This window comes from Halospina denitrificans (assembly GCF_004364635.1).
Lineage (GTDB): Bacteria > Pseudomonadota > Gammaproteobacteria > Pseudomonadales > Oleiphilaceae > Halospina > Halospina denitrificans.
Map to the genome: position 1 here is coordinate 143,401 of NZ_SOAX01000001.1, position 19,541 is coordinate 162,941.

General features: G+C 62.1%; 15 protein-coding genes. 6 read left to right on the forward strand and 9 right to left on the reverse strand.

Annotated features, from left to right (window positions below; translation table 11 throughout):
- The first annotated feature begins 11 nt into the window (after positions 1–11).
- Positions 12–827, forward strand: coding sequence for a substrate-binding periplasmic protein (locus DES49_RS00665; protein WP_133734463.1), 816 nt, complete (start codon positions 12–14; stop codon positions 825–827).
- On the opposite strand, the gene hemH is transcribed toward DES49_RS00665, so the two are convergent.
- Positions 824–1,918, reverse strand: a complete 1,095-nt coding sequence (hemH, locus tag DES49_RS00670; RefSeq protein ID WP_133734464.1) for a ferrochelatase — start codon at positions 1,916–1,918, stop codon at positions 824–826. The two genes, DES49_RS00665 and hemH, sit on opposite strands and share 4 nt — an antisense overlap.
- A gap of 95 nt (positions 1,919–2,013) precedes the next feature.
- Between hemH and DES49_RS00675 the strand changes: the two genes are divergently transcribed.
- Positions 2,014–2,484 (forward strand): flavodoxin family protein, encoded by a 471-nt coding sequence (locus tag DES49_RS00675; RefSeq protein WP_133734465.1) that lies wholly within the window; start codon positions 2,014–2,016, stop codon positions 2,482–2,484.
- A gap of 41 nt (positions 2,485–2,525) precedes the next feature.
- Here DES49_RS00675 and DES49_RS00680 read toward each other — a convergent pair whose 3' ends face one another.
- Positions 2,526–3,002 (reverse strand): Spy/CpxP family protein refolding chaperone, encoded by a 477-nt coding sequence (locus DES49_RS00680; RefSeq protein ID WP_133734466.1) that lies wholly within the window; start codon positions 3,000–3,002, stop codon positions 2,526–2,528.
- 95 nt (positions 3,003–3,097) lie between these two features.
- Positions 3,098–4,540, reverse strand: a complete 1,443-nt coding sequence (cls, locus tag DES49_RS00685) for a cardiolipin synthase (protein ID WP_133734467.1) — start codon at positions 4,538–4,540, stop codon at positions 3,098–3,100.
- A gap of 175 nt (positions 4,541–4,715) precedes the next feature.
- On the opposite strand from cls, the gene rapA reads away from it, so the two are divergent.
- Together rapA and DES49_RS00695 are read left to right on the forward strand one after the other, a co-directional pair.
- Positions 4,716–7,373 (forward strand): RNA polymerase-associated protein RapA, encoded by a 2,658-nt coding sequence (rapA, locus tag DES49_RS00690; protein ID WP_133734468.1) that lies wholly within the window; start codon positions 4,716–4,718, stop codon positions 7,371–7,373.
- 187 nt (positions 7,374–7,560) lie between these two features.
- Positions 7,561–10,014, forward strand: coding sequence for an acyl-CoA dehydrogenase (locus tag DES49_RS00695; protein WP_133734469.1), 2,454 nt, complete (start codon positions 7,561–7,563; stop codon positions 10,012–10,014).
- A gap of 64 nt (positions 10,015–10,078) precedes the next feature.
- On the opposite strand, the gene DES49_RS00700 is transcribed toward DES49_RS00695, so the two are convergent.
- Positions 10,079–10,951, reverse strand: a complete 873-nt coding sequence (locus tag DES49_RS00700) for a pirin family protein (protein ID WP_133734470.1) — start codon at positions 10,949–10,951, stop codon at positions 10,079–10,081.
- A 253-nt stretch (positions 10,952–11,204) separates the two neighbouring features.
- Between DES49_RS00700 and DES49_RS00705 the strand changes: the two genes are divergently transcribed.
- Positions 11,205–12,635: a phospholipase D-like domain-containing protein gene (locus DES49_RS00705; protein WP_133734471.1), complete on the forward strand. Its 1,431-nt coding sequence runs from the start codon at positions 11,205–11,207 to the stop codon at positions 12,633–12,635.
- Here the strand turns inward: DES49_RS00705 and DES49_RS00710 are convergent, their stop codons facing one another.
- Complete coding sequence (locus tag DES49_RS00710) at positions 12,636–13,922, reverse strand: HD-GYP domain-containing protein (protein WP_133734472.1); 1,287 nt, start codon at positions 13,920–13,922, stop codon at positions 12,636–12,638.
- Positions 13,923–14,040: 118 nt separating this feature from the next.
- Between DES49_RS00710 and DES49_RS00715 the strand changes: the two genes are divergently transcribed.
- On the forward strand, positions 14,041–15,234 hold the full coding sequence (locus DES49_RS00715; RefSeq protein WP_133734473.1) for a lytic murein transglycosylase: 1,194 nt from the start codon (positions 14,041–14,043) through the stop codon (positions 15,232–15,234).
- Between the two features lie 42 nt (positions 15,235–15,276).
- On the opposite strand, the gene lpoB is transcribed toward DES49_RS00715, so the two are convergent.
- Genes lpoB through glmS form a run of 4 tightly spaced genes read right to left on the reverse strand, consistent with a single transcriptional unit; the run spans position 15,277 to position 19,539 of the window.
- Entirely contained in the window at positions 15,277–15,891 is a 615-nt protein-coding gene (gene lpoB, locus DES49_RS00720) for a penicillin-binding protein activator LpoB (RefSeq protein WP_133734474.1), read from the reverse strand.
- Positions 15,891–16,268, reverse strand: coding sequence for a YcfL family putative periplasmic lipoprotein (locus DES49_RS00725; RefSeq protein WP_133734475.1), 378 nt, complete (start codon positions 16,266–16,268; stop codon positions 15,891–15,893). Before DES49_RS00725 ends, lpoB begins: the two co-directional genes overlap by 1 nt.
- 12 nt (positions 16,269–16,280) lie before the next feature.
- Complete coding sequence (locus tag DES49_RS00730; protein WP_133734476.1) at positions 16,281–17,750, reverse strand: COG3014 family protein; 1,470 nt, start codon at positions 17,748–17,750, stop codon at positions 16,281–16,283.
- Positions 17,707–19,539: a glutamine--fructose-6-phosphate transaminase (isomerizing) gene (gene glmS / locus DES49_RS00735; protein WP_133734477.1), complete on the reverse strand. Its 1,833-nt coding sequence runs from the start codon at positions 19,537–19,539 to the stop codon at positions 17,707–17,709. The genes DES49_RS00730 and glmS overlap by 44 nt, the downstream gene beginning before the upstream one ends.
- Positions 19,540–19,541 lie beyond the last annotated feature (2 nt).

Below are 19,541 nucleotides of genomic sequence, written 5' to 3' on the forward strand. Positions count from 1 at the left end.
GGTATTATCCATTGACCGCTCTTGTTCGCAGAGCCCAACGACTGGGCTCAGTCCTGTTGTTAGTGGCCGTTGCCGGCCTCAGTCTCCCCGCGCTGCCGGCAGACCCGACCATCACCATTCGGGCCGACGTCTGGTTTCCCATGAACGGGGAGCCGGACTCCGATCGCCCGGGTTACATGATCGAGTTCGCCCAGGCCATCTTCGGCGCCCAGGGCTACGAGGTGGATTACCGCGCCATGCCCTGGAGCCGATCACTGTTAAACGTGAGCCTTGGCTTCAGCGATTGTGTGGTGGGCGCCTATAAGGAAGATGCCCCCGGCTTTGTTTTTCCGGAAACCCACTGGGGAGAAGACCAGACCCTGTTCTGGAAGCGTGCCGGTTCGGAGTGGCACTTCGATGGTGACCTTGCATCCCTCGAAAGACTCCAGGTTGGGCTGATCCGCGACTATGCCTATTCGCCGGCCTTTGATGCCTTCATGGAAATGCATCCTTCCGGAGCCGAACTCCTGAGCGCCAACAATGCCCTGGAGCAGAATATCCGCAAGCTGATGTTGGGTCGTATTGACGTCACCGTGGAATCGAGGCTGGTCATGGAGGCAAAGCTTGAGGCGCTGGACATGGAGGATGAGATTGTTCCCGCCGGACGAGTCGGCGCCCCAAACCCCATGTACATCGCCTGTTCTCCGAAGAATCCCGAGAGCCAGCGCTATATTGAATGGGTGGACGCCGGCACAGCGCGACTCAGGGAAACCGGTGAATTACAGGCCATACTGGCTCGCTACGGCCTGCATGACTGGGACCGCCTCCCCGAGCAGGTCGAACGCTAGCGCTCGGCTCCCAGGGCCTCCGCCCGCTCCCGAGCGGCTGCCAGCGCATCCGGGTCGTTCACGGGCAGGGTCCAGCCCTGCAGATGCTTTTCCACCAGCGCGGTAATCATGTCGATATGGCCCTCGTCCGCATTCAGTGCCGGAATGTAGTGGAAGTTCTCACCCCCCGCCTCCATGAAGTATTCGCGGTTCTCCTCGTCAATCTCTTCAATGGTCTCCAGGCAGTCCGACGAGAAACCGGGACACACAACGTGAACGGATTTAACGCCCTCGCCCGGAAGACTCATCATGGTCTCGTCGGTGTAGGGTTTGAGCCATTCTTCACGCCCGAAACGTGACTGGAAGGTGGTCTTGTACTCTCCCTCGCGAAGCCCCAGCCGTGCCGCCAGCAGGCGGGTCGTCTTATGGCACTCGCAGTGGTAGGGGTCGCCGTTGAGCAGGTAGCGTCTGGGAACGCCATGATAGGACAGGATGAGCTTGTCCGGGCGCCCATTCTCTTCCCAGAAGTTTTCAATCTTGCGTGCCAGGGCCTCAATATAGGGCTCAAAGTCATGATAGTGACTGATGAAGCGCAGGTCCGGCAGCCAGCGACGCTGCTGGAAGTCCTGAGCCAGGGCATCAAAGGTCGAACCGGTAGTGGACGCCGAATACTGCGGGTACATGGGCAGGACCAGAAGCTGCCTGACGCCTCGGCGCTGCAGATCCTCCAGCGCCGAGGCAATGGACGGATTACCGTAGCGCATGGCGTAAGCTACCTCCACATTCTTGCCATAGCGGAACCGCAGGCGATCCTTCAGCCCTTCGTACTGGTTCCTGGTGTGCACCAGCAACGGCGAGCCTTCCTCACTCCAGACGCTGCGATACCCCTCGGCGGATTTCCGTGGGCGGGTGCGCAGAACGATGCCGTGGAGAATCAGCCACCACAACAGACGGGGCAGCTCAATAACCCGCGGATCGGACAGGAATTGATTCAGGTAGCGTCTCAGCGCCGACGTCGTGGGGGCGTCCGGCGTACCCAGATTGGTGATCAGTACGCCGGTCTTTGCCGGCTGGTCGTGAGTAAAGTGCTCACTCATGCCTTGGTATTTCATAATACTCCGCTTACTGTCCAGGGGCTGGAATGGATTGACTCAAAGGGCATACGCTTCAATATGGATACCGGTTCCCTTTTTGTGAAGGAGATGACATGACGGAACCCAGACAACTGCTCGTGGTTGCGCACACGCCATCCCCCAACACCGAGCGCATGGCCGAAGCCGTACTCAGGGGCGCCCGCCATGAGGATATCGAAAATGTAACGACTCGGCACCTGCCACCGCTTCAGGCGGAGCCGGACGATGTCATGGCCGCTGACGCCATCATACTCGGCACCACAGAGAATCTCGGTTATATGAGCGGAGCGCTGAAAGATTTTTTTGATCGAATCTATTATCCCTGCCTTGACCATACCCAGGCCCTGCCCTTTGCCAGTTTCATCCGTGCCGGAAAGGACGGCACGGGCACGATCCGGGCCATTGATACCATAACCACGGGCCTGCGCTGGCGCGCCGTTCAGGAACCGCTTCTGTGTCAGGGGGAGTTTGATGAGGCTTTTATTGACCAGTGTGAGGAGCTGGGACTCTATGTAGCGGCGGGTCTGGATGCGGGAATGTTCTAGCAGTGTGCCCCCGGGGAGCACACTGCCTGGGGTAGGCGCGTTTACTGCTGGCCCTGGCCCTGGCCTTGGCCCTGACCACCACGCTGCTGCATCTGCTGCTGCATCTGCTGCATCTGCTTCTGACGCTGGCGCATCTTCTTTTCAAGCTCTTTACGCTGCTCTTCTGTGAAGACCTCTTCAACACGGGCCTGAAGCAGGATGCTCTCGGCCGTCATTTCGCCGGTCAGATTACCGAGCTTTTCGGCATCCTCGCGGATGGCGCCTTCGTCATAATCCGGGCCGATCTGGCCGTCGAGCTTCTTCTGAAGCTCCTGAATTTCCTGCTGTGTTTCCTGGATGTCGCCCTGCATCTCATCAAGGATGCCGCGGATCTCTTCCTGCTGCTCATCGCTGAGATCAATCATCTTGGCGAGCTGATCAACCTGATCACCTCCGGACTGACCCATTTGCTGCGCGTTGACAGAAAACGCCATTGTCAGCGCCACAAGGGCTGCTGCAAGGAGTTTGACCGTTTTCATAGAAACACTCCGGTAGTAATGATGTATGAGCCCGAGAGCATAACGCGATTAACGGGGTGGTTTCACGTCCTGAAGCACAAAATTCATTAACAAACCTACAGGTAGGGCGAAAGCAGCCGGGCAATGCCATTGCGAAGCCGCACCGGTAACCAGTCCTCCTGAAGTCGGGCAAGGGTCAGTTCCTCGGAACTCGCTCGGCCACGATCCAGCATCCCCTCCAGGGTCCGGGCCAGGCGGGCGTCATAACACTCCAGGTTGCACTCAAAATTCAGCCGCAGGCTGCGTGGGTCCCAGTTCGCCGAACCCACCATGCACCAGTGACCATCCACGGTGAATACTTTGCTGTGATCAAACTCCCCGGGGCTGTACCAGACCCGCACACCCCATTGCAGCAGGCTCTCCAGCTGACCGCGACAGGCCCAGTCCACCAGCCACAGGTTGTTCCTCAGCGGCAGCAGCACATCCACGTTCACACCCCGCAGGGCCGCCGTCTTCAACGCATCCTGCACCGTCAGGTCCGGCAGGAAATAGGGCGTCATGATCCGCACATGCTCCCGGGCCACGGAAAGCGCACCCACGATGATCTGGCGCAGGGTGTCGTAATTCTCATCCGGCCCATCCGGGATCACACGGCTGAGCGTTGTGCCCGGCGCATAGGGGGTCGGAAACCAGAGATCGCCGGTGAGGCTCTCCCGGCAGGCAAAGCGCCAGTCTTCGGCAAAGACGGTCTGCATCTCGGACACCACCGGCCCTTCCACCGTGAAGTGCATATCCCGGATGGGATGGCGGGGCCGGCTCTCAAGGCAGTGGCCCACCGAAATGTTCATGCCGCCGGTAAAACCCAGCAGTCCGTCCACCACCAGGAGCTTGCGGTGGTTACGGAGATTCATGAAGGGCATGGCCAATGGCGTGCGCGAAGGCATGAAACGGGCAAACGGCACCCGTTCCCGGCGCAGGTGGCGGACAATGGACGGCATGGAATAGCGCAGCCCGACTGCATCCACCAGCACGCGCACGGACACGCCACGACGTACCGCCTCACCCAGGGAGCGGGCAAAATCACGCCCAACAGAGTCGTTGCTGAAAATATAGGTACTGAGGGTAATGCTGCGCTGCGCGCCCGCAATGGCCTCCAGCATCCGTGGATAGGCCTCGTCGCCGTTGATCAGCGGCGTCAGGCGGTTACCGGTCAGAAGCGGTTCCCGGGAAACACGGTTTGCCAGAAGCACCAGTGGTTGCAGGCTTTCTGGCAGATAGTCGCCCAGGTTTTCGGGAACATAGCGCCAGACGGCGGCGCTCTGGTCCACCCGGGGCAGTTCACCGCGCAGTTCCGTGGCCCGGCGGCGGATGCGGTTGATGCCGAACATCAGGTACAGCAGCGGCCCAATCAGCGGCATCAGCAGGATAACGCCCACCCAGGCCACTGCCGCACGCGCATCCTCCTTTCTGAGTATGGCATGCCCGGACGCCACCACCGCCGCGGTGAAGTACAGCACCCCCAATAAAGCCGTCAGAATGCCACCGTCGGCTCCTGTCATGATGCTATCCTGATGTGACGGCTGATAAGGCACCTCCATCCGCTGGCCGAGTAGCCCGATTCTAGCCACACCAGTGGGGGCGGGGCCAGTTCATGGATTGCATTGTAGCCGTAGAGCGGCTAATTTTGCGCTCCCGACTCGACAACGCGCTTTCCAGCAACAATCCGGAGCAGTAATGAGCTACACAGTGGGGCAACGCTGGGTCAGCCAGACCGAATCCCGTCTGGGCCTTGGCCTGATCACCGAAGTCACCGGCAGGCGCGTCACCATCGCCTTCCCGGCCGCCGACGAAGAACGCACCTACGCCATGGAGAATGCCCCGCTTGCACGGGTGCGCTACCGCGCTGGAGAAACCCTCAAGGACCGGCATGAGAATCCGCTCACCGTGGTGGAAGTGGAAGAGTGCGAGGGGCTGTTCACCTACCACTGCGAGGATGAAGAAGGCACTGAGCAAAGCATTTCCGAGGTCATGCTCAGCCCCCATGCGCGCTTCGTACACCCGGAGCAGCGCCTGTTCTGCGGCCAGTTCGACCGCAACGGCGACTTCAGCCTGCGTTACGCCACCCTGGAGCGCGAAGCCGAACTCCAGGCCTCGCCAGTGCGCGGCCTCATCGGCACCCGCACCCAACTGCTGCCCCATCAGGTCGCCATTGCCGACCAGACCGCCAGGCGCCCCCACCCCCGGGTGTTGCTCGCCGACGAGGCTGGGCTGGGCAAGACCATCGAGGCGGGGTTGATCCTTCACCGCCAGGTGCTCACGGGCCAGGCCGAACGCATCCTGATCGTGGTGCCGGACGCGCTGCTGACCCAGTGGTTCGTCGAGATGCGCCGGCGCTTCAACCTGTACTTCGCACTCTTCGACCAGGAACGCCTTGAGGCGGAAGAACAGGACAACCCCTTCGAGACCGAACAGTTCGTGCTCTGCCCCCTGTCACTGCTGACGGACAACGACGAGACCCTGGACTCGGCCGCCGCCGCGGACTGGGACCTGCTGGTGGTGGACGAAGCCCATCACCTTCACTGGAGCCCCGAGGAAGCCAGCCCCGGCTACCAGGCGGTGGAACGCCTCTCCGGCACCATCCCGGGCGTGCTGCTGCTCACCGCGACACCGGAGCAGGTCGGCCTGGACAGCCATTTCGCCCGGTTGCGCCTGGTCGACCCGGCGCGTTTCACCGATTACGCCGCCTTCCAGCAGGAAATACGCGACCAGGGCGGCCTGCCGGAACAGCACCGCGTCCTGTTCCGCCACACCCGTGATGACGTGGGCGGCTTCCCGGAACGGATCCTCGAGCCCGCGCCGCTTGAGGCGGACGATGAATACCAGGCCCAGGCCCAGCTCACCGGCCGCCCCGGTCTCTTCCCGGAAACCACGCTGGACCCCGAGACCTGGCTGGTTCATGACCCGCGCGTCGCCTGGCTGCAACAGATGCTCAAGCAGAACCGCTCGGAAAAGGTGCTGGTCCTCTGCGCCCATGCCGCCACCGCCGAAACCCTGGAGCATTACCTGCAGCTGCGCGCCGGCATTCGCAGCGCCGCTTTCCACGAGGGGCTGAGCATTATCGAACGCGACCGTGCTGCCGCCTGGTTCGCCGATGACGAGCAGGGCGCCCAGGCGCTGATCTGCTCCGAGATCGGCAGTGAAGGCCGCAACTTCCAGTTTGCGAAGCACCTGGTGTTGTTCGACCTGCCCGACAACCCCGACCTGCTGGAACAGCGCATCGGCCGTCTGGACCGCATCGGCCAGGGCGACGAGATCCACATCCATGTGCCCTACATCACCGGCTCCGCCCAGGCCGTGCTGTTCCAATGGTACCAGGAGGGCCTTAACGCCCTTCAGGCCTACTGCCCCACCGGCGTCGCGGTTCAGCACGCGGTTGCCGACGAACTGGAGGCGGCACTGAACACCCCCGAAGATTCGCCGAAAAAGCTGCTTGAGAGCACCCGCGAACACCGGGAGCGCCTGGAGCAGGAATTGCAGGAAGAGCGCAGCCTCATGGCCACGCTCAGCCGGGATGAAAAAGAAGCGGCGGAAGCGAGCATCGCCGATATTCAGAGAACCGAAGCTCCGGACAACCTGGCCGCGTATCTGACCCAGCTCCTGGACCAGTACGGCGTCGACCACGAGGAAACCGGCAAGGAACAGTGGACCATCCGGCCCACGGACCACATGAAGACCGAGCACTTTCCCCATCTCCCCGATGACGGCCTGAGCCTTACCCTGGAACGGGATGTGGCCCTGGCCCGGGAAGACCTGGCCTTCGTGAGCTGGGAACACCCACTGGTGCGCGATGGCATGGGCCTGGTCATGGACTCCGAACTCGGCAATGCCGCACTCATCACCCTGGAACTCAAGGGCGTACAGCCCGGTACCCTGATGCTGGAAGCCATCTACCGCGTGGCCACCGCCGCTCCGCGTTCCGTGCCCGTGGGCCGTTTCCTGCCGCTGGCCCCCACCCGCCTGTTGCTGACCGGCGACGGCCGCGACCTGAGCACCATGCTCAGCCACGCCAAGCTCAACGAGCTCGGCGGCCGCATCAAGCGCCAGAATGCCCAGCAGATACTGCCGAGACTGCGCGATGACATCGAAGCCCTGCTGCCCACTCTCCAGGAAAAGGCCGAAGCCGACCTCCCGGCGACCACGGCCGAGGCCCGCAAGGCTATGGAAGCCCACTACAATGCCGAAATCGACGCCCTCGCCAACCTCAAGGCGACCAGCGCCGAGCTCCGGGACCGGGAAATCAAGGAGCTGGAGCAGCAGCGTGACGAAGGCCTGAAAGCGATTGAGCGGGCCGGGGTTGAGCTGGAAGGGTTGCGGGTGGTTCTGACGACCTGATCGTAGCGACAGGCGTGGAGGCAATCAGGCCCTCCACGTCGATGGCGGTACCGAGGAATCCAGCCTCGTTTCCCAGGCCCTGTTGTTGACATTTGCGACTTGATGCGCCTGCCACACCCGATACAATCCGCACGTTTGCTGGTATCGTATACACGCACATTTCCAGGACCGACAACAGGGATACATTATGGATCTGTTCATTGTCTTTATTCTCGCGCTGGCCGGGCTGCTTTTCGTGCTCCGGCGTGAATCAGGCGCCGCGGCTGCCGTCAGTGTACTGGTGGTTGTGGGGATCATCGGCCTTTTCATGGGCACCGGCTGGTTCAGCCTGCTGCTGTTCATCGGCGCCGGCATCACCGCCCTGGCCGGGCTTCCGGGTATCCGCTCCCAGTGGCTGACCCCGCGCGCCTTCGCCCTCTTCAAGAAGGTGGCCCCCAAGGTCTCGGCCACGGAACAGGAAGCCCTGGACGCGGGCACCGTGGGCTGGGACGGCGAACTCTTCACCGGCCGTCCGGACTGGCAGAAGCTGCTCAGCAACCGCGACACCGGCCTTTCAGAAGACGAACAGGCGTTCCTGGACAACCAGTGCTCCGTTGCCGCAAGCATGTGCAACGCCTGGGATATCGGCTTTGAACGGGCCGACCTGCCCAAGGAACTCTGGGACTACCTGAAGAAGGAACGCTTCTTCGGCATGATCATCCCGAAAGAGTATGGCGGCCTCGGGCTCTCGGCCCGGGCACAGTCCGCCGTGCTGCAGAAGCTTTCGATGAACGAATCCCTGATGGTGTCCGTGGGCGTTCCCAACTCCCTCGGCCCGGGCGAGCTGCTGCTGAAGTACGGCACCGACGAGCAGAAGAACTACTACCTGCCGCGCCTGGCCGACGGCCGCGAGATTCCCTGTTTCGGCCTGACCGGCCCGCGCGCCGGCTCCGACGCCACCTCCCTGCCGGACACCGGCATCGTCTGCAAGCAGAAGGTGGACGGCAAGGAAGTGGTGGGGCTCAGGCTCAACTTTGAAAAACGCTGGATCACCCTGGCGCCCATCGCCACAGTCGTGGGCCTGGCCTTCCGCATGTTCGACCCGGACGGCCTTCTTGGCGACAAGAAGGACCTGGGCATCACCTGTGCCCTGATCCCGCGCGACACCGAGGGCATGGAAATCGGGCGGCGTCATTGCCCGATCGGCAGTCCCTTTATGAACGGGCCCATCAAGGGCAAGGACGTGTTCATTCCGCTGGATTATCTGATTGGCGGCACCGAGATGGCCGGCCAGGGCTGGCGCATGCTGGTGGAATGCCTGTCCGTGGGGCGCTGCATTACGCTGCCCTCCGGCGCCAGCGGCACCGCCCGCTATGTCACCGGCGTGTCCGGCGGCTTTACCCGCATCCGCCGCCAGTTCAACACGCCGGTGGCGGATATGGAGGGCGTTCAGGAGCCCCTGGCGCGGATCGCGGGCATGTCCTACATCGCCCAGTCCGCCGTAATGCAGACGGCGAATATGATCGACAACGGCGAAAAGCCCGCCGTCCCCTCGGCCATCCTCAAGAGCCAGCTGACCGATTATCAGCGTGACCTTCTGAGTGACGCCATGGACGTCCACGGGGGCAAGACGGTAACGCTCGGACCGAGAAACTACCTGGGGCTCTCCTTTGCCGGTTCCGCCGTATCCATCACGGTGGAAGGAGCCAACATCATGACCCGCAGCCTGATGATCTTCGGCCAGGGCGCCATCCGATGTCACCCCTATGTACTGGATGAGCTGGCGGCCAAGGACGCGGACGACGAGGACGCCTTCGACGAAGCCTTCTTCAACCACGCCGGCCTGGTCTTCGGCAACGCCGCACGCGCCTTTACCCAGGCCCTGGGCATCGGCCGTGGCGATGTGCCCTTCGACAACGCCGCCGCTCCCTATGCCCGTGCCGTGAACCGCTTCAGCGCCGCCTTCGGGCTGGCCTCGGACGCGGCCATGGGCACCCTGGGCTCGGACCTGAAACTGCGAGAGCTGCTCTCAGCACGACTCGGTGATGTACTCTCAAACCTCTACCTGACCTCGATGGTGCTCAAGAACTGGCATGAGGGCCAGGCGGTGGAAGGTGAGCGCGACCTGATGGCCTACAGCTGCGAATTCCTGCTCAACCGCGCGGAAAAGGCACTGGACGAGCTGCTGCACAACCTCCCGAACCGGACGGTAGCCGGGATGCTGCGCGTCGTCACCATGCCCCTTGGCAAACGCTGGCACGCGCCCTCGGACAAGCTGACCCAGTCCATTGCCCGCGCCATCAGCACCGACTCCGCACTGCGGGCCAAGGTCACCAGCAACACCTGGAACACGCTTGAGAAGAAGGGCGAGCCCTTCAATGCGCTGGCGCACTACAACCAGCTGCTGGCGGACTTCCCGCGCGCGGACAAGCTCTACAAGACGCTGGACAAGGCGCATGCCAAGGGCGAGCTGCCGGCCGAGGCCCTGCACCCCGAACAGAAGTTCGAAGCAGGACTGGAGGCCGGCCTGATTTCCGAGGACGACGCCAAGTTCATGCGCCAGTATGAAAGCGAAGTCCTGGAAATGCTGACCGTCGACGACTTCCCCTTCGACGGGCTGGCCCACAACAAGCGCAAGGTGGTTAAGCACAACGTGCTGTAACCCATCTCCAAGCGTAAAAAACCCCGGTCAGGTGCGCCTGCCGGGGTTTTTTATGCCCTGTTGTTCAGGGTGTTTCCACGGGCTCCGCCGCGAACCGGCCCTGCTGATAATCGCGAATGGCCTGCTCAATCTCATCCCGCGTGTTCATCACGAAAGGCCCATGCTGAACCACCGGCTCGCGCACCGACTTCGCCGCCAACAGCAACAGGGACGCCCCTTCCGACCCTGCCTCAAGGGTCACAGCATCACCACTGGACAACAGGCCCGCATTGCCACAAACCACCGGCGAGAACCCATCCGACCCCGCTTGCACCTCACCCTCGTACACATAGACAAGACCATTAAGCCCGGACGGCAGTGCCTGAGAGAAGGTCGCTCCGGGCGCCAGCACCACATCCAGGTACAGCGGCTCGGTACTGATCCCGGAAACCGGCCCGGTGGCCGTTTCACCCCCCAGCTCCGCCTCACCGGTAATCACCCGCACCGTCACATCGCCACTGCGCAGCTCCGGAATCCGCTCCGCCGCGATGTCCTGATAACGCGGCGCCTTCATCTTCTCGCTCGCCGGCAGATTGATCCAAAGCTGGAAGCCATGCATCTCCCCCGCCTGCTGCTCGGGCATCTCCGAATGGATGATCCCGCTCGCCGCCGTCATCCACTGGATATCCCCGGCCCGGATGGTCCCGGCGTTACCCAGAGAATCCTTATGCTTCATGGCCCCCGCCAGCATATAGGTCACCGTCTCGAATCCCCGGTGCGGGTGCGACGGAAACCCGGCCATATAATCCGCCGACTCATCCGAGCGGAACTCATCCAGCATCAGGAAGGGATCCAGGCGTGCAAACTGACTCTGCCCCAGACTCCGGGAAAGCTTCACCCCGGCCCCGTCGGACGACGGCTGACCCTGGATAACACGTTCTACAATTCGTTCTTTCATGGCAGACTCCACGCAAAATGTTTGGGTGTCGGGGGAGGAAGGGCTTCACGGGATGCTCTGGAGCCATGGATGGCGGAAGCGCAGCGTACAGGGACGTATTCACAGCGTATCCCGTGAAGCCCTTCCTCCCCCGGCACCTCCGCCAAACCCAGTATTCCGCAGTTGCAGCCCACAAACAATTGAAGGATTCTGGTCAAACCGTTCATTATTTCTGTCCGAAACCAACAGACCACCAGAGGACCCGACCCCAAGGATGTCACCCATCTGGATCATCGCCATACTGCTTGCCATCGCCCTGATCGCAACCGGGATCTACCACCGCTACAAACCCCTGCCCGGCGGCCTTTCCAACGCCTCCGCCTGGTTCCCCGCGGACAACCCCCGCTTCCTGGTCGATCATCGCTATGTGGACGAACGGGGCCGATCCCGCATGCACCGCGCCATCGCCCCCACTATGCTCGAAATGATCACCCAAGCCCGGGAACGCATTGTCATGGACATGTTCCTGTTCAACCCGGACATGGCCAACCGCCCCGAGCACGTGCGCGTGGCCGAGACCATCACCTGTGCGCTTATCGAACGCCGCCGGCAATGCCCGGGATTGCGCGTCACCATCATGGTGGACCCCATCAACAGCTATTACGGCGCCCACTGGCCTGAGCACTTCCGACGACTGGAAGCCGCTGGCGTCCAGGTCCTGGAAACACCGCTGACCAAACTGCGCGACTCCAACCCACTGTGGTCCGCCCCCTGGCGCCTGTTCATGCAGGTCTGGGGCAACAGCCCCGAGCGCAAACTTTTCCCCAACCCCATCGGCCCGGGTCGGGTTACCCTGCGCTCCTGGATGGCACTGCTCAACTTCCGGGCCAATCACCGCAAGGTCATGATCGCGGACAGCAATGGAAGCTGGCGGGGACTGGTCTCCTCCGGCAATCCCCACGATGCCAGCAGCGCCCACAGCAACGTAGCCCTGTGTTTTGACGGGCCGGCGGCACGCACTCTGATGGATCAGGAACACGCACTGATTGGGCTGGCCACCGGCCACCCGCCGCCATTAAAAGCGTTTCCCCAACCCGTGGACACACCGCCCAGTGACCGCCCCCGGCTGCGCGTATTGACGGAAAGCCGGATACGGGAGTCGGCCCTTGAAGTGATTAGTAGGGCGGAAGCGGGCGACTGCCTGGATCTGGCACTGTTCTATCTCAGCCACAGACAGCTTATTCACGCCATCCGCCGCGCCCATAAGCGCGGGTGCCAGTTGCGCGTGCTGCTGGACCCGAACAAGGACGCCTTTGGCCGGGTAAAGGGCGGCGTTCCCAATCGTCAGGTCGCGCTGGAACTCCACAAGCGGGGTATACCCGTGCGCTGGTACCGGACCCATGGCGAGCAGTTCCACTGCAAGTACCTGCGCCACGAGACCCCCACCGGAGAAGTCAACCTGATTGTCGGCTCCGCCAATTTCACACGGAGGAACCTGGACGACCTGAACCTGGAGACCGCCTGCCAGATCCAGGGGCACGAGGATGACCGCGTGTTCAGGACGGCCAGCGACTGGTTCGAGCGCTGCTGGCACAACCCGCCGGGATTCCAGTGCAGCGTCCCCTATGGCGTGTGGGCCGACGAACGGCGCCGGCGCTACCTGCTTTACCGGGTGGCGGAATTCACCGGTTGGTGCAGTTTCTGATCAGCCCTCATCAAGGTCCTTGAGCGCGTTGATGAGTGTGCTGGTATCGGGGTCCAGCTCTTCATCATGAAGCTGGAGCCCGTCCTCAAGAAAGGTCCCCAGGTCGATGCCATAGGCGCCAATGGGCAGTTCACGACTGATCCTGTAGGGCTCGCCGGAAGCCAGTTCATCCCGGCGGCGGAGATCCACAACCCGCTGGCGACAGGGCTCGCCGTCGGGATCACGCACCACCAGCACCCGGGGACGAAGCCGGTTCAGTGCGTAGGTGGTGATCACGATCCCGGCCTCACCGCTGTTGAGCTCCACCAGGGAACCGGCCGGATAGACGCCAATGCACTGGATGAAATCAAGCGCCAGGTTTTCATCGAACTGGTCGCCCCGGCCCTGGTAGATGATGTCCAAAGCTTCCTTGGAGGAATGCGCCTGTTCAAAGGAACGCTCACTGGTGATGGCGTCATAGGCATCGAGGATGGCGATGATTTTCGCGAAGTAGGGGATCTGGTGGGCAATCAGCCCGCGCGGATAGCCACTGCCGTTCATGTGCTCATGGTGGGAGTGGGCAACATCCACGGCAACCGGGTCGAGGCCTTTGACACTCATCAGTATGCGACTTCCATGAGTGGGATGTTCGCGCATCACCCGCCTCTCGTCCTCGGTCAACGGATCCGACTTTTTCAGGATTTCGGCGGGAATCCGCATCTTGCCGACGTCAAGGACCAGGCCGCTGAGGGCGAGCTTTTCGATCTCTCCCGGAAGCAGCCCCAGATGGCGGCCGAATATGGCCGCCAGGATACAGACGTTCATGCCGTGCTGGGCGGTATAATCATCCTTGGTGCGCATCTGTACAAGGATCTGCAGTGCATCCTGGTTGCGCATGACGCTGTCGACACAACTCTTGACCACCTGGGTCGCCCGGCGCACATCAATGGCGCGGTCCATGCGCGCGCTCTGCATGATTTCCTCGGCCATGGCACGGGTGTTCTGGTAGGCTTCGCGCGCGCTGGGCAGTTCCGATTCCATGTCGACCGTGGCCAGGCGGGGCACCTGGCGCTTGCGGCGGGCCACACCGGCAAGGCCACGGGCGCGTCGATCGACAACCTCCTGGCCTTCCACATACACATAGCGGCACTGTTCCTGCAGCGCCTCAATGTCAGCAGCGTGCCGGATCACGAAGCCCTGCACCGGAAAGCTGGTTTCAAGCCATGGCCGGTCAAGGCGGGTGACCGACATGCCAAGCTGGAGCTCGGTGACGGACATCCTTATTTCAACAAGTTCGGTCTGATCCATGGTGTTGCGCATTACATTACTGTAGGCCGTTGATTGATATTAACAGGCATGATCTATCGACACACCTGCGGTTTCGTGGAGAATGAAGGCCGTACCCAATCGAAAAAGGATCGTCTTAATGCGCCTTAAACAGGCCCCTTTGCTGGCTCTGGCCGTGGGACTATTATCCGTTTCCTCAATCGCCCATGCCAGTTTTGATGAATGCGTTGCCAATCTGCAGAAGCGCGCCACCGAGGAAGGCATCTCCGAGGAGACCGCCACGCAGGTGTTGAGTAAGGTTGAGCAGATTGACCGGGTCCTGGAGCTTGACCGTAAACAACCGGAATTCACCGCTTCCTTCCACGACTATTTCACCAAGCGCGTCACTGAACAGCGAGTGGAGCGCGGACGGGAGCTGCTCGAAGAGCATGAGCAACTGCTGCAGGACATAACGGCCGAGACCGGTGTTCCGGGTCACTACCTCATCGCATTCTGGGGACTGGAAACCAACTTTGGTTCCTATACCGGCAATATGTCCGTGCCCTCGTCACTCACCACCCTCGCCTGCGATCAGCGCCGCAGCGATTACTTCACCAGAGAGCTGATGAACGCGCTGCGGATTCTGGACCGGGGCGATATCAGTCCCGAACAGATGGAAGGCTCCTGGGCCGGTGCCATGGGCCAGATGCAGTTCATGCCCTCGGTTTATCTCAAGCACGCGGTGGATGCGGATGGTTCCGGTAAGGCTGATCTCTGGCGCAGCATTCCGGATGCGCTGACCTCCGCAGGCCATTTCCTCGAATCCATGGGATGGAACCGGAACGAGCGCTGGGGCCGTGAGGTGCTGTTGCCCGAGGGCTTCGATTACAGTCAGGCCCAGGGACGCAGCGATGAGCGTCCTCTGTCCGAATGGCGCGATATGGGGTTGCGCAATGCCTTTGGCGGTGAGCTCCCGGTTGCCGACATGGAAGCCTCGCTCCTTCTGCCCGCCGGGCATCAGGGGCCGGCTTTCCTGGTGTATGACAACTTCAGGGTGATCATGGGCTGGAACCGCTCGGAATTCTACGCGCTGGCAGTCGGTCAGTTGGCGAACCGCATTGCCGGTGGCGGCCCGCTCCAGCAACCGCCGCCCGATCACCCGCCACTGAGTCTTGATCAGGTCGAAGCCCTGCAGGCGGCCCTGAATGAACGTGGCCATGACGCCGGCCCCGTGGATGGCATCCTGGGATCCGGCACGCGCAACGCGCTCAGGGCCTTCCAGGAACAGGCCGGGCTGCGGGCTGACGGCTACCCGGACCCGGAATTACTGGAGCGACTCGGGGTCACTGACTGAACCGTGGATGCGGCCAACCGGGACACCATTAGGCGGGACCGGTTACCAGGGAACGGAGCTGTTACTGCCGCGTTTGATGATGGGTGTCTCGTTTTCCCATACGGCCAGGCCGTCGCGCAGGTCCGTAAGCACCAGCTGGAAGTAGTATTCCACCTGCTGTGTATTGGAATCACGCTTGATGTTGCGCTGCATGATCTTGCCGGAAAGGCCATAGTCAGGGCTGATGAGGGTGCCCTTATCCACCTTGGTGTCCTCCCGGAATTCGTCCGAACCCCGCAGGCGACGAACCTCATCGATCAGCTCGTCCTGAACGCCCTCGGAGGAAACGGCGGAGGTTGTGACCACCTTGCCGCTCTGTAGCAGCTCCACCCGGATCTTGCGCACCAGCTGGTCCGTGTCGAAACGCTGCATGGTGTCATTGGTGATCCGTGACACCGCCATGACATACCGCCGCCCCTCGGGGTGGTCAAGCTGACCGGAGGTGAGCATGGATTCCACCGCCTTCATGGCGGCGTGCTCGAAATCACGGTAATCGAGTTCCAGGGTGGTGTCGGCGTCGTCCGTCTGGCGGTCAACAATAACCGTGCGCTGGGCACAGCCGGCCAGGGCCAGGGCGGCCAGCAACAACATAATAAGTAGCAGTCTGTGGATCCCCATCAACGCGGCCTCTCCTCTATGTAAAGACGAAAATCAGTGACTTCCTCTTTGGGGGCGACGCCACTGATGGTGAAATGTCGCAACCCGGCGGCGGAGACAGGCATCTGTCGGGACATGCCCGTCTGGACCTGCCGCCCCTCCCCATCGAGCCAGTCGAACCGGTAATTCATCAGGATAACCGAGTCGAGGCGGTTACGCGCGGTGAGCTGGACCTCCAGCAACCCGGAATCGGCACGGCGAACATGCAGATCCTGCACTTCAATCCAGCCGGTCAGGCCGCCATCCAGATAGACCTGTTCCGGCGTGTCGGTGCTGGCACAACCGCCGAGCACCAGTGCTGCCAATAGAACACCAAGCCATTTGTGTTGAGTACCCATGCCGTATCCTCATCAGTCGGCGGAAAGGGGGATAACCTCGATCAGGGGGTCAGCCGCGACACTGGGTTGGCGGACCCAGACCATGACAAACCGGTTGTCCGGGAGCTCCAGCGCATGGGACTCGCCGTTGAACCTCAGCTGGACGGGCTCACCCTGTGTCCACCCGGACCGGGCGATCGCAAATTCACGGGGCAGGCTCGACCAGATGCGTGTATCCGCCTGGGTTCCCACCAGCTGGTAGATCAAACCCAGAAAACCCGCGAAGTCCCCAAAACGTCGCCGCAACTGGTACTGCAACAGGGTCCGCGTGACCGAGGCCGCCACGGCCCTGGTTACAATGCGGGGCAGTTCGTAGGAGAACTCCGTGCTGACAACCGCTTCCATGCTGCTCAGCAGTTCGGTGCTAACGTCTTCTTCACGGCCGCTCTCAAGCTGCAATGGCGATGAAACCCCCAGTCGATAGCGTAACACCGGGTAGGCAAAACCGGTATAGATAGTCGTGGTTCCGGAGTGCCGGAGCGCGACCGGAACCTGAATCCGACGCTCCACCTTGACCGGGCCCAGGCCCTTTTCATAGAGCACCCAGACAGTGCGCGGCAGTCCCGCGTGGCGGCGGCGTCCGGCCGCAAGATCCTCGGCCCACTGGTAATCCGCCCTGACCCAGGGATTGCCCGGGACCATACCCGAGGCCCGCTCCAGCGCCTGGGCGGCGCGCTCAAAATCCCCCGGCGCTTCAGCACGGGTCATCAGGAAGAGGCCCTCCAGCCAGGTGGCCAGCGGATTGACGTAGTCCGGATAGACCGACCAGCGCGAGAGCTGCTCGTACTCCTCATCCAGTGCGTCATGCGCCCGGCTCAGCGTTGCCCCCATGTCGGCCTCCGGCGTTTCTGAGCCACTTTCCGCCAGGGCTCGCTGTTCTGCGCGGATCTGCTCGGAGAAGGCGTCAACCGCGCGTCGCTGGCGATCCCTGGCGCGGTTCAATTCCACCCGGGCATTGGCCGGCTCTCCCAGGGCAAGAAACCCCAGGGCCTTGTAACTGTTCACCATGATGGCGTCGTACAGAGTGCCCCGGTAGGGACGGCTGGCGTCGTTGGTGATCAGTGCCCCGGTGGTACTCAACCAGCGCGACAGGGCACCTTCCTCATCATAGACCCGGAAGAACGCCTCCGTGGTATCGAAAAGCCGGATCGCTTCCTGATGGTCTCCGGCGGCCTGGAGAGCGCTGGCACGCTGGAGCGTCCAGAGCAGGCTGGTGCCCTCGTTGTAGCCACCGCCGCCCCTGCGGGCGGCGAATGCAGCCGCCTCCTGATAATTCCCGGCACTATAGCGCCCATCGAAATCGGCCTGGTTCCCGGCCTGGCGCCAGGCGCAGCCGGACAGTAGCGGGGGCACCAGGAAGCTGATGAGCAGCCCGGTGATCCACGCTTGCGGGAAGGCGCTATTCCACCGTGACACTCTTGGCCAGGTTACGGGGCTGGTCAACGTCGGTCCCCTTCAGGACGGCCACATGATAGGACAGCAGCTGCAACGGCAGGGTACAGAGCATGGGCGCAAGGATGGGGTCGGTGTGGGGAATCGTCATCACATGGGTTCCCTCGCTATCGGTCATCGCCGTCTCGTCATCGGCGAAGACGAAAAGCTCACCACCGCGGGCACGTACCTCCTGGAGGTTGGACTTGAGTTTCTCCAGCAGGTCATTGCTTGGTGCCACGGTCACCACTGGCATTTCACTGTCGACCAGGGCCAGGGGCCCATGCTTGAGTTCACCGGCGGGGTAGGCCTCTGCATGGATATAGGAGATTTCCTTGAGCTTGAGGGCCCCTTCCATGGCGATGGGATAAAGGGAGCCACGACCCAGGAAAAGACTGTGATGCTTGTCCACGAATGCCTCGGAGAGGGCCTCGATCTGGGCATTGAGCCCGAGGATCTGCTCCATCTGGTGCGGGATTTGGTGCAGGGCGGCCACCAGTTCGGCTTCGCGGGTCTCCGGGAGACCGTTATGACGGGCCAGCGCCAGCGTAAACATGAACAGCGCCGTGAGCTGGGTCGTGAAGGCCTTGGTTGAGGCCACCCCGATTTCCGGGCCCGCATGCGTCATGATCACCAGGTCGGATTCGCGCACCAGTGAACTTCCCGGCACGTTGCAGATGGCAAGCGCGGCCCGGAAACCAGCGTCCCGTGCCTGGCGCAGCGCAGCCAGTGTATCGGCGGTTTCGCCGGACTGGGAGATGGTGAGGAAAAGCGTTCCGTCCTGGATCACATGCTTGCGGTAACGGAATTCCGAGGCCACTTCCACGCTGCAGGAAATACCAGCCAGCTCCTCGATCCAGTAACGGGCGACCATGCCCGCATGGAAGCTGGTACCGCAGGCAACGATCTGCACATGGCGGATATCGCCCAGCAGTTCGGACGCCTCGGTGCCCAGCGCCCGTTCCAGCACTCTGGACTCGGTAACCCGTCCTTCCAGGGTAGCCCTGATCACATCCGGCTGCTCATGGATCTCCTTGAGCATAAAGTGGCGGTACTGACCTTTCTCAACCGCATCCGCACTGTGCTCAAAACGATTGATGGGGCGCTCAACGGATTTGCCGTCCCTGTCGGTAATCCGCACCGAATCGCTGCGAACCAGTGCCGTATCGCCCTCGGCCAGGTAGATGAAGCGATCCGTGACCGGAAGCAGGGCGAGCTGGTCCGAGGCCACGAAATGCTCGCCAATGCCCACACCAATGACCAGGGGGCTGCCCTGGCGGGCAACCAGCAGGGATTCGGGTTCATCCGCGTGCATGACGGCAAGGGCATAGGCACCGTGGACAAGGGCTACGGCCCGGTGGAAGGCCTCGGTAAGGTTGGCCGCCTTGCGGTATTCCCGCTCAATAAGGTGGGCGACCACTTCCGTATCCGTTTCCGATGCAAACTCGAACCCTTCACCCTGGAGCTCGGATCTCAGGGTCTCGAAATTCTCGATGATTCCGTTATGTACAACCGCAAGCCGATCACCGGACATGTGGGGATGGGCGTTCTGGGCGGAGGGTTTGCCGTGGGTCGCCCAGCGGGTATGGGCAATGCCCATGTGGCCTTTTGGCGGGTCATTGGTGATCGCTTCTTCCAGGGCCGCGACCTTGCCCACTTCACGCTGGCGTTGGATGACGCCCCGATCATCCAGAACGGCGAGGCCCGCGGAGTCATAGCCGCGATACTCCAGCCGCTTCAGTCCCTCCAGCAGGATACCCTGAACATTTCGTTGGGCAACCGCTCCGACAATTCCACACATCG

Coding starts and splice junctions, on each gene's coding strand:
- hemH (WP_133734464.1), bottom strand. CDS start 1,918: ATGAAATACCAAGGCATGAGTGAGCACTTTACTCACGACCAGCCGGCA.
- DES49_RS00675 (WP_133734465.1), top strand. CDS start 2,014: ATGACGGAACCCAGACAACTGCTCGTGGTTGCGCACACGCCATCCCCC.
- DES49_RS00680 (WP_133734466.1), bottom strand. CDS start 3,002: ATGAAAACGGTCAAACTCCTTGCAGCAGCCCTTGTGGCGCTGACAATG.
- cls (WP_133734467.1), bottom strand. CDS start 4,540: ATGACAGGAGCCGACGGTGGCATTCTGACGGCTTTATTGGGGGTGCTG.
- rapA (WP_133734468.1), top strand. CDS start 4,716: ATGAGCTACACAGTGGGGCAACGCTGGGTCAGCCAGACCGAATCCCGT.
- DES49_RS00695 (WP_133734469.1), top strand. CDS start 7,561: ATGGATCTGTTCATTGTCTTTATTCTCGCGCTGGCCGGGCTGCTTTTC.
- DES49_RS00700 (WP_133734470.1), bottom strand. CDS start 10,951: ATGAAAGAACGAATTGTAGAACGTGTTATCCAGGGTCAGCCGTCGTCC.
- DES49_RS00705 (WP_133734471.1), top strand. CDS start 11,205: ATGTCACCCATCTGGATCATCGCCATACTGCTTGCCATCGCCCTGATC.
- DES49_RS00710 (WP_133734472.1), bottom strand. CDS start 13,922: ATGGATCAGACCGAACTTGTTGAAATAAGGATGTCCGTCACCGAGCTC.
- DES49_RS00715 (WP_133734473.1), top strand. CDS start 14,041: ATGCGCCTTAAACAGGCCCCTTTGCTGGCTCTGGCCGTGGGACTATTA.
- lpoB (WP_133734474.1), bottom strand. CDS start 15,891: ATGGGGATCCACAGACTGCTACTTATTATGTTGTTGCTGGCCGCCCTG.
- DES49_RS00725 (WP_133734475.1), bottom strand. CDS start 16,268: ATGGGTACTCAACACAAATGGCTTGGTGTTCTATTGGCAGCACTGGTG.
- glmS (WP_133734477.1), bottom strand. CDS start 19,539: ATGTGTGGAATTGTCGGAGCGGTTGCCCAACGAAATGTTCAGGGTATC.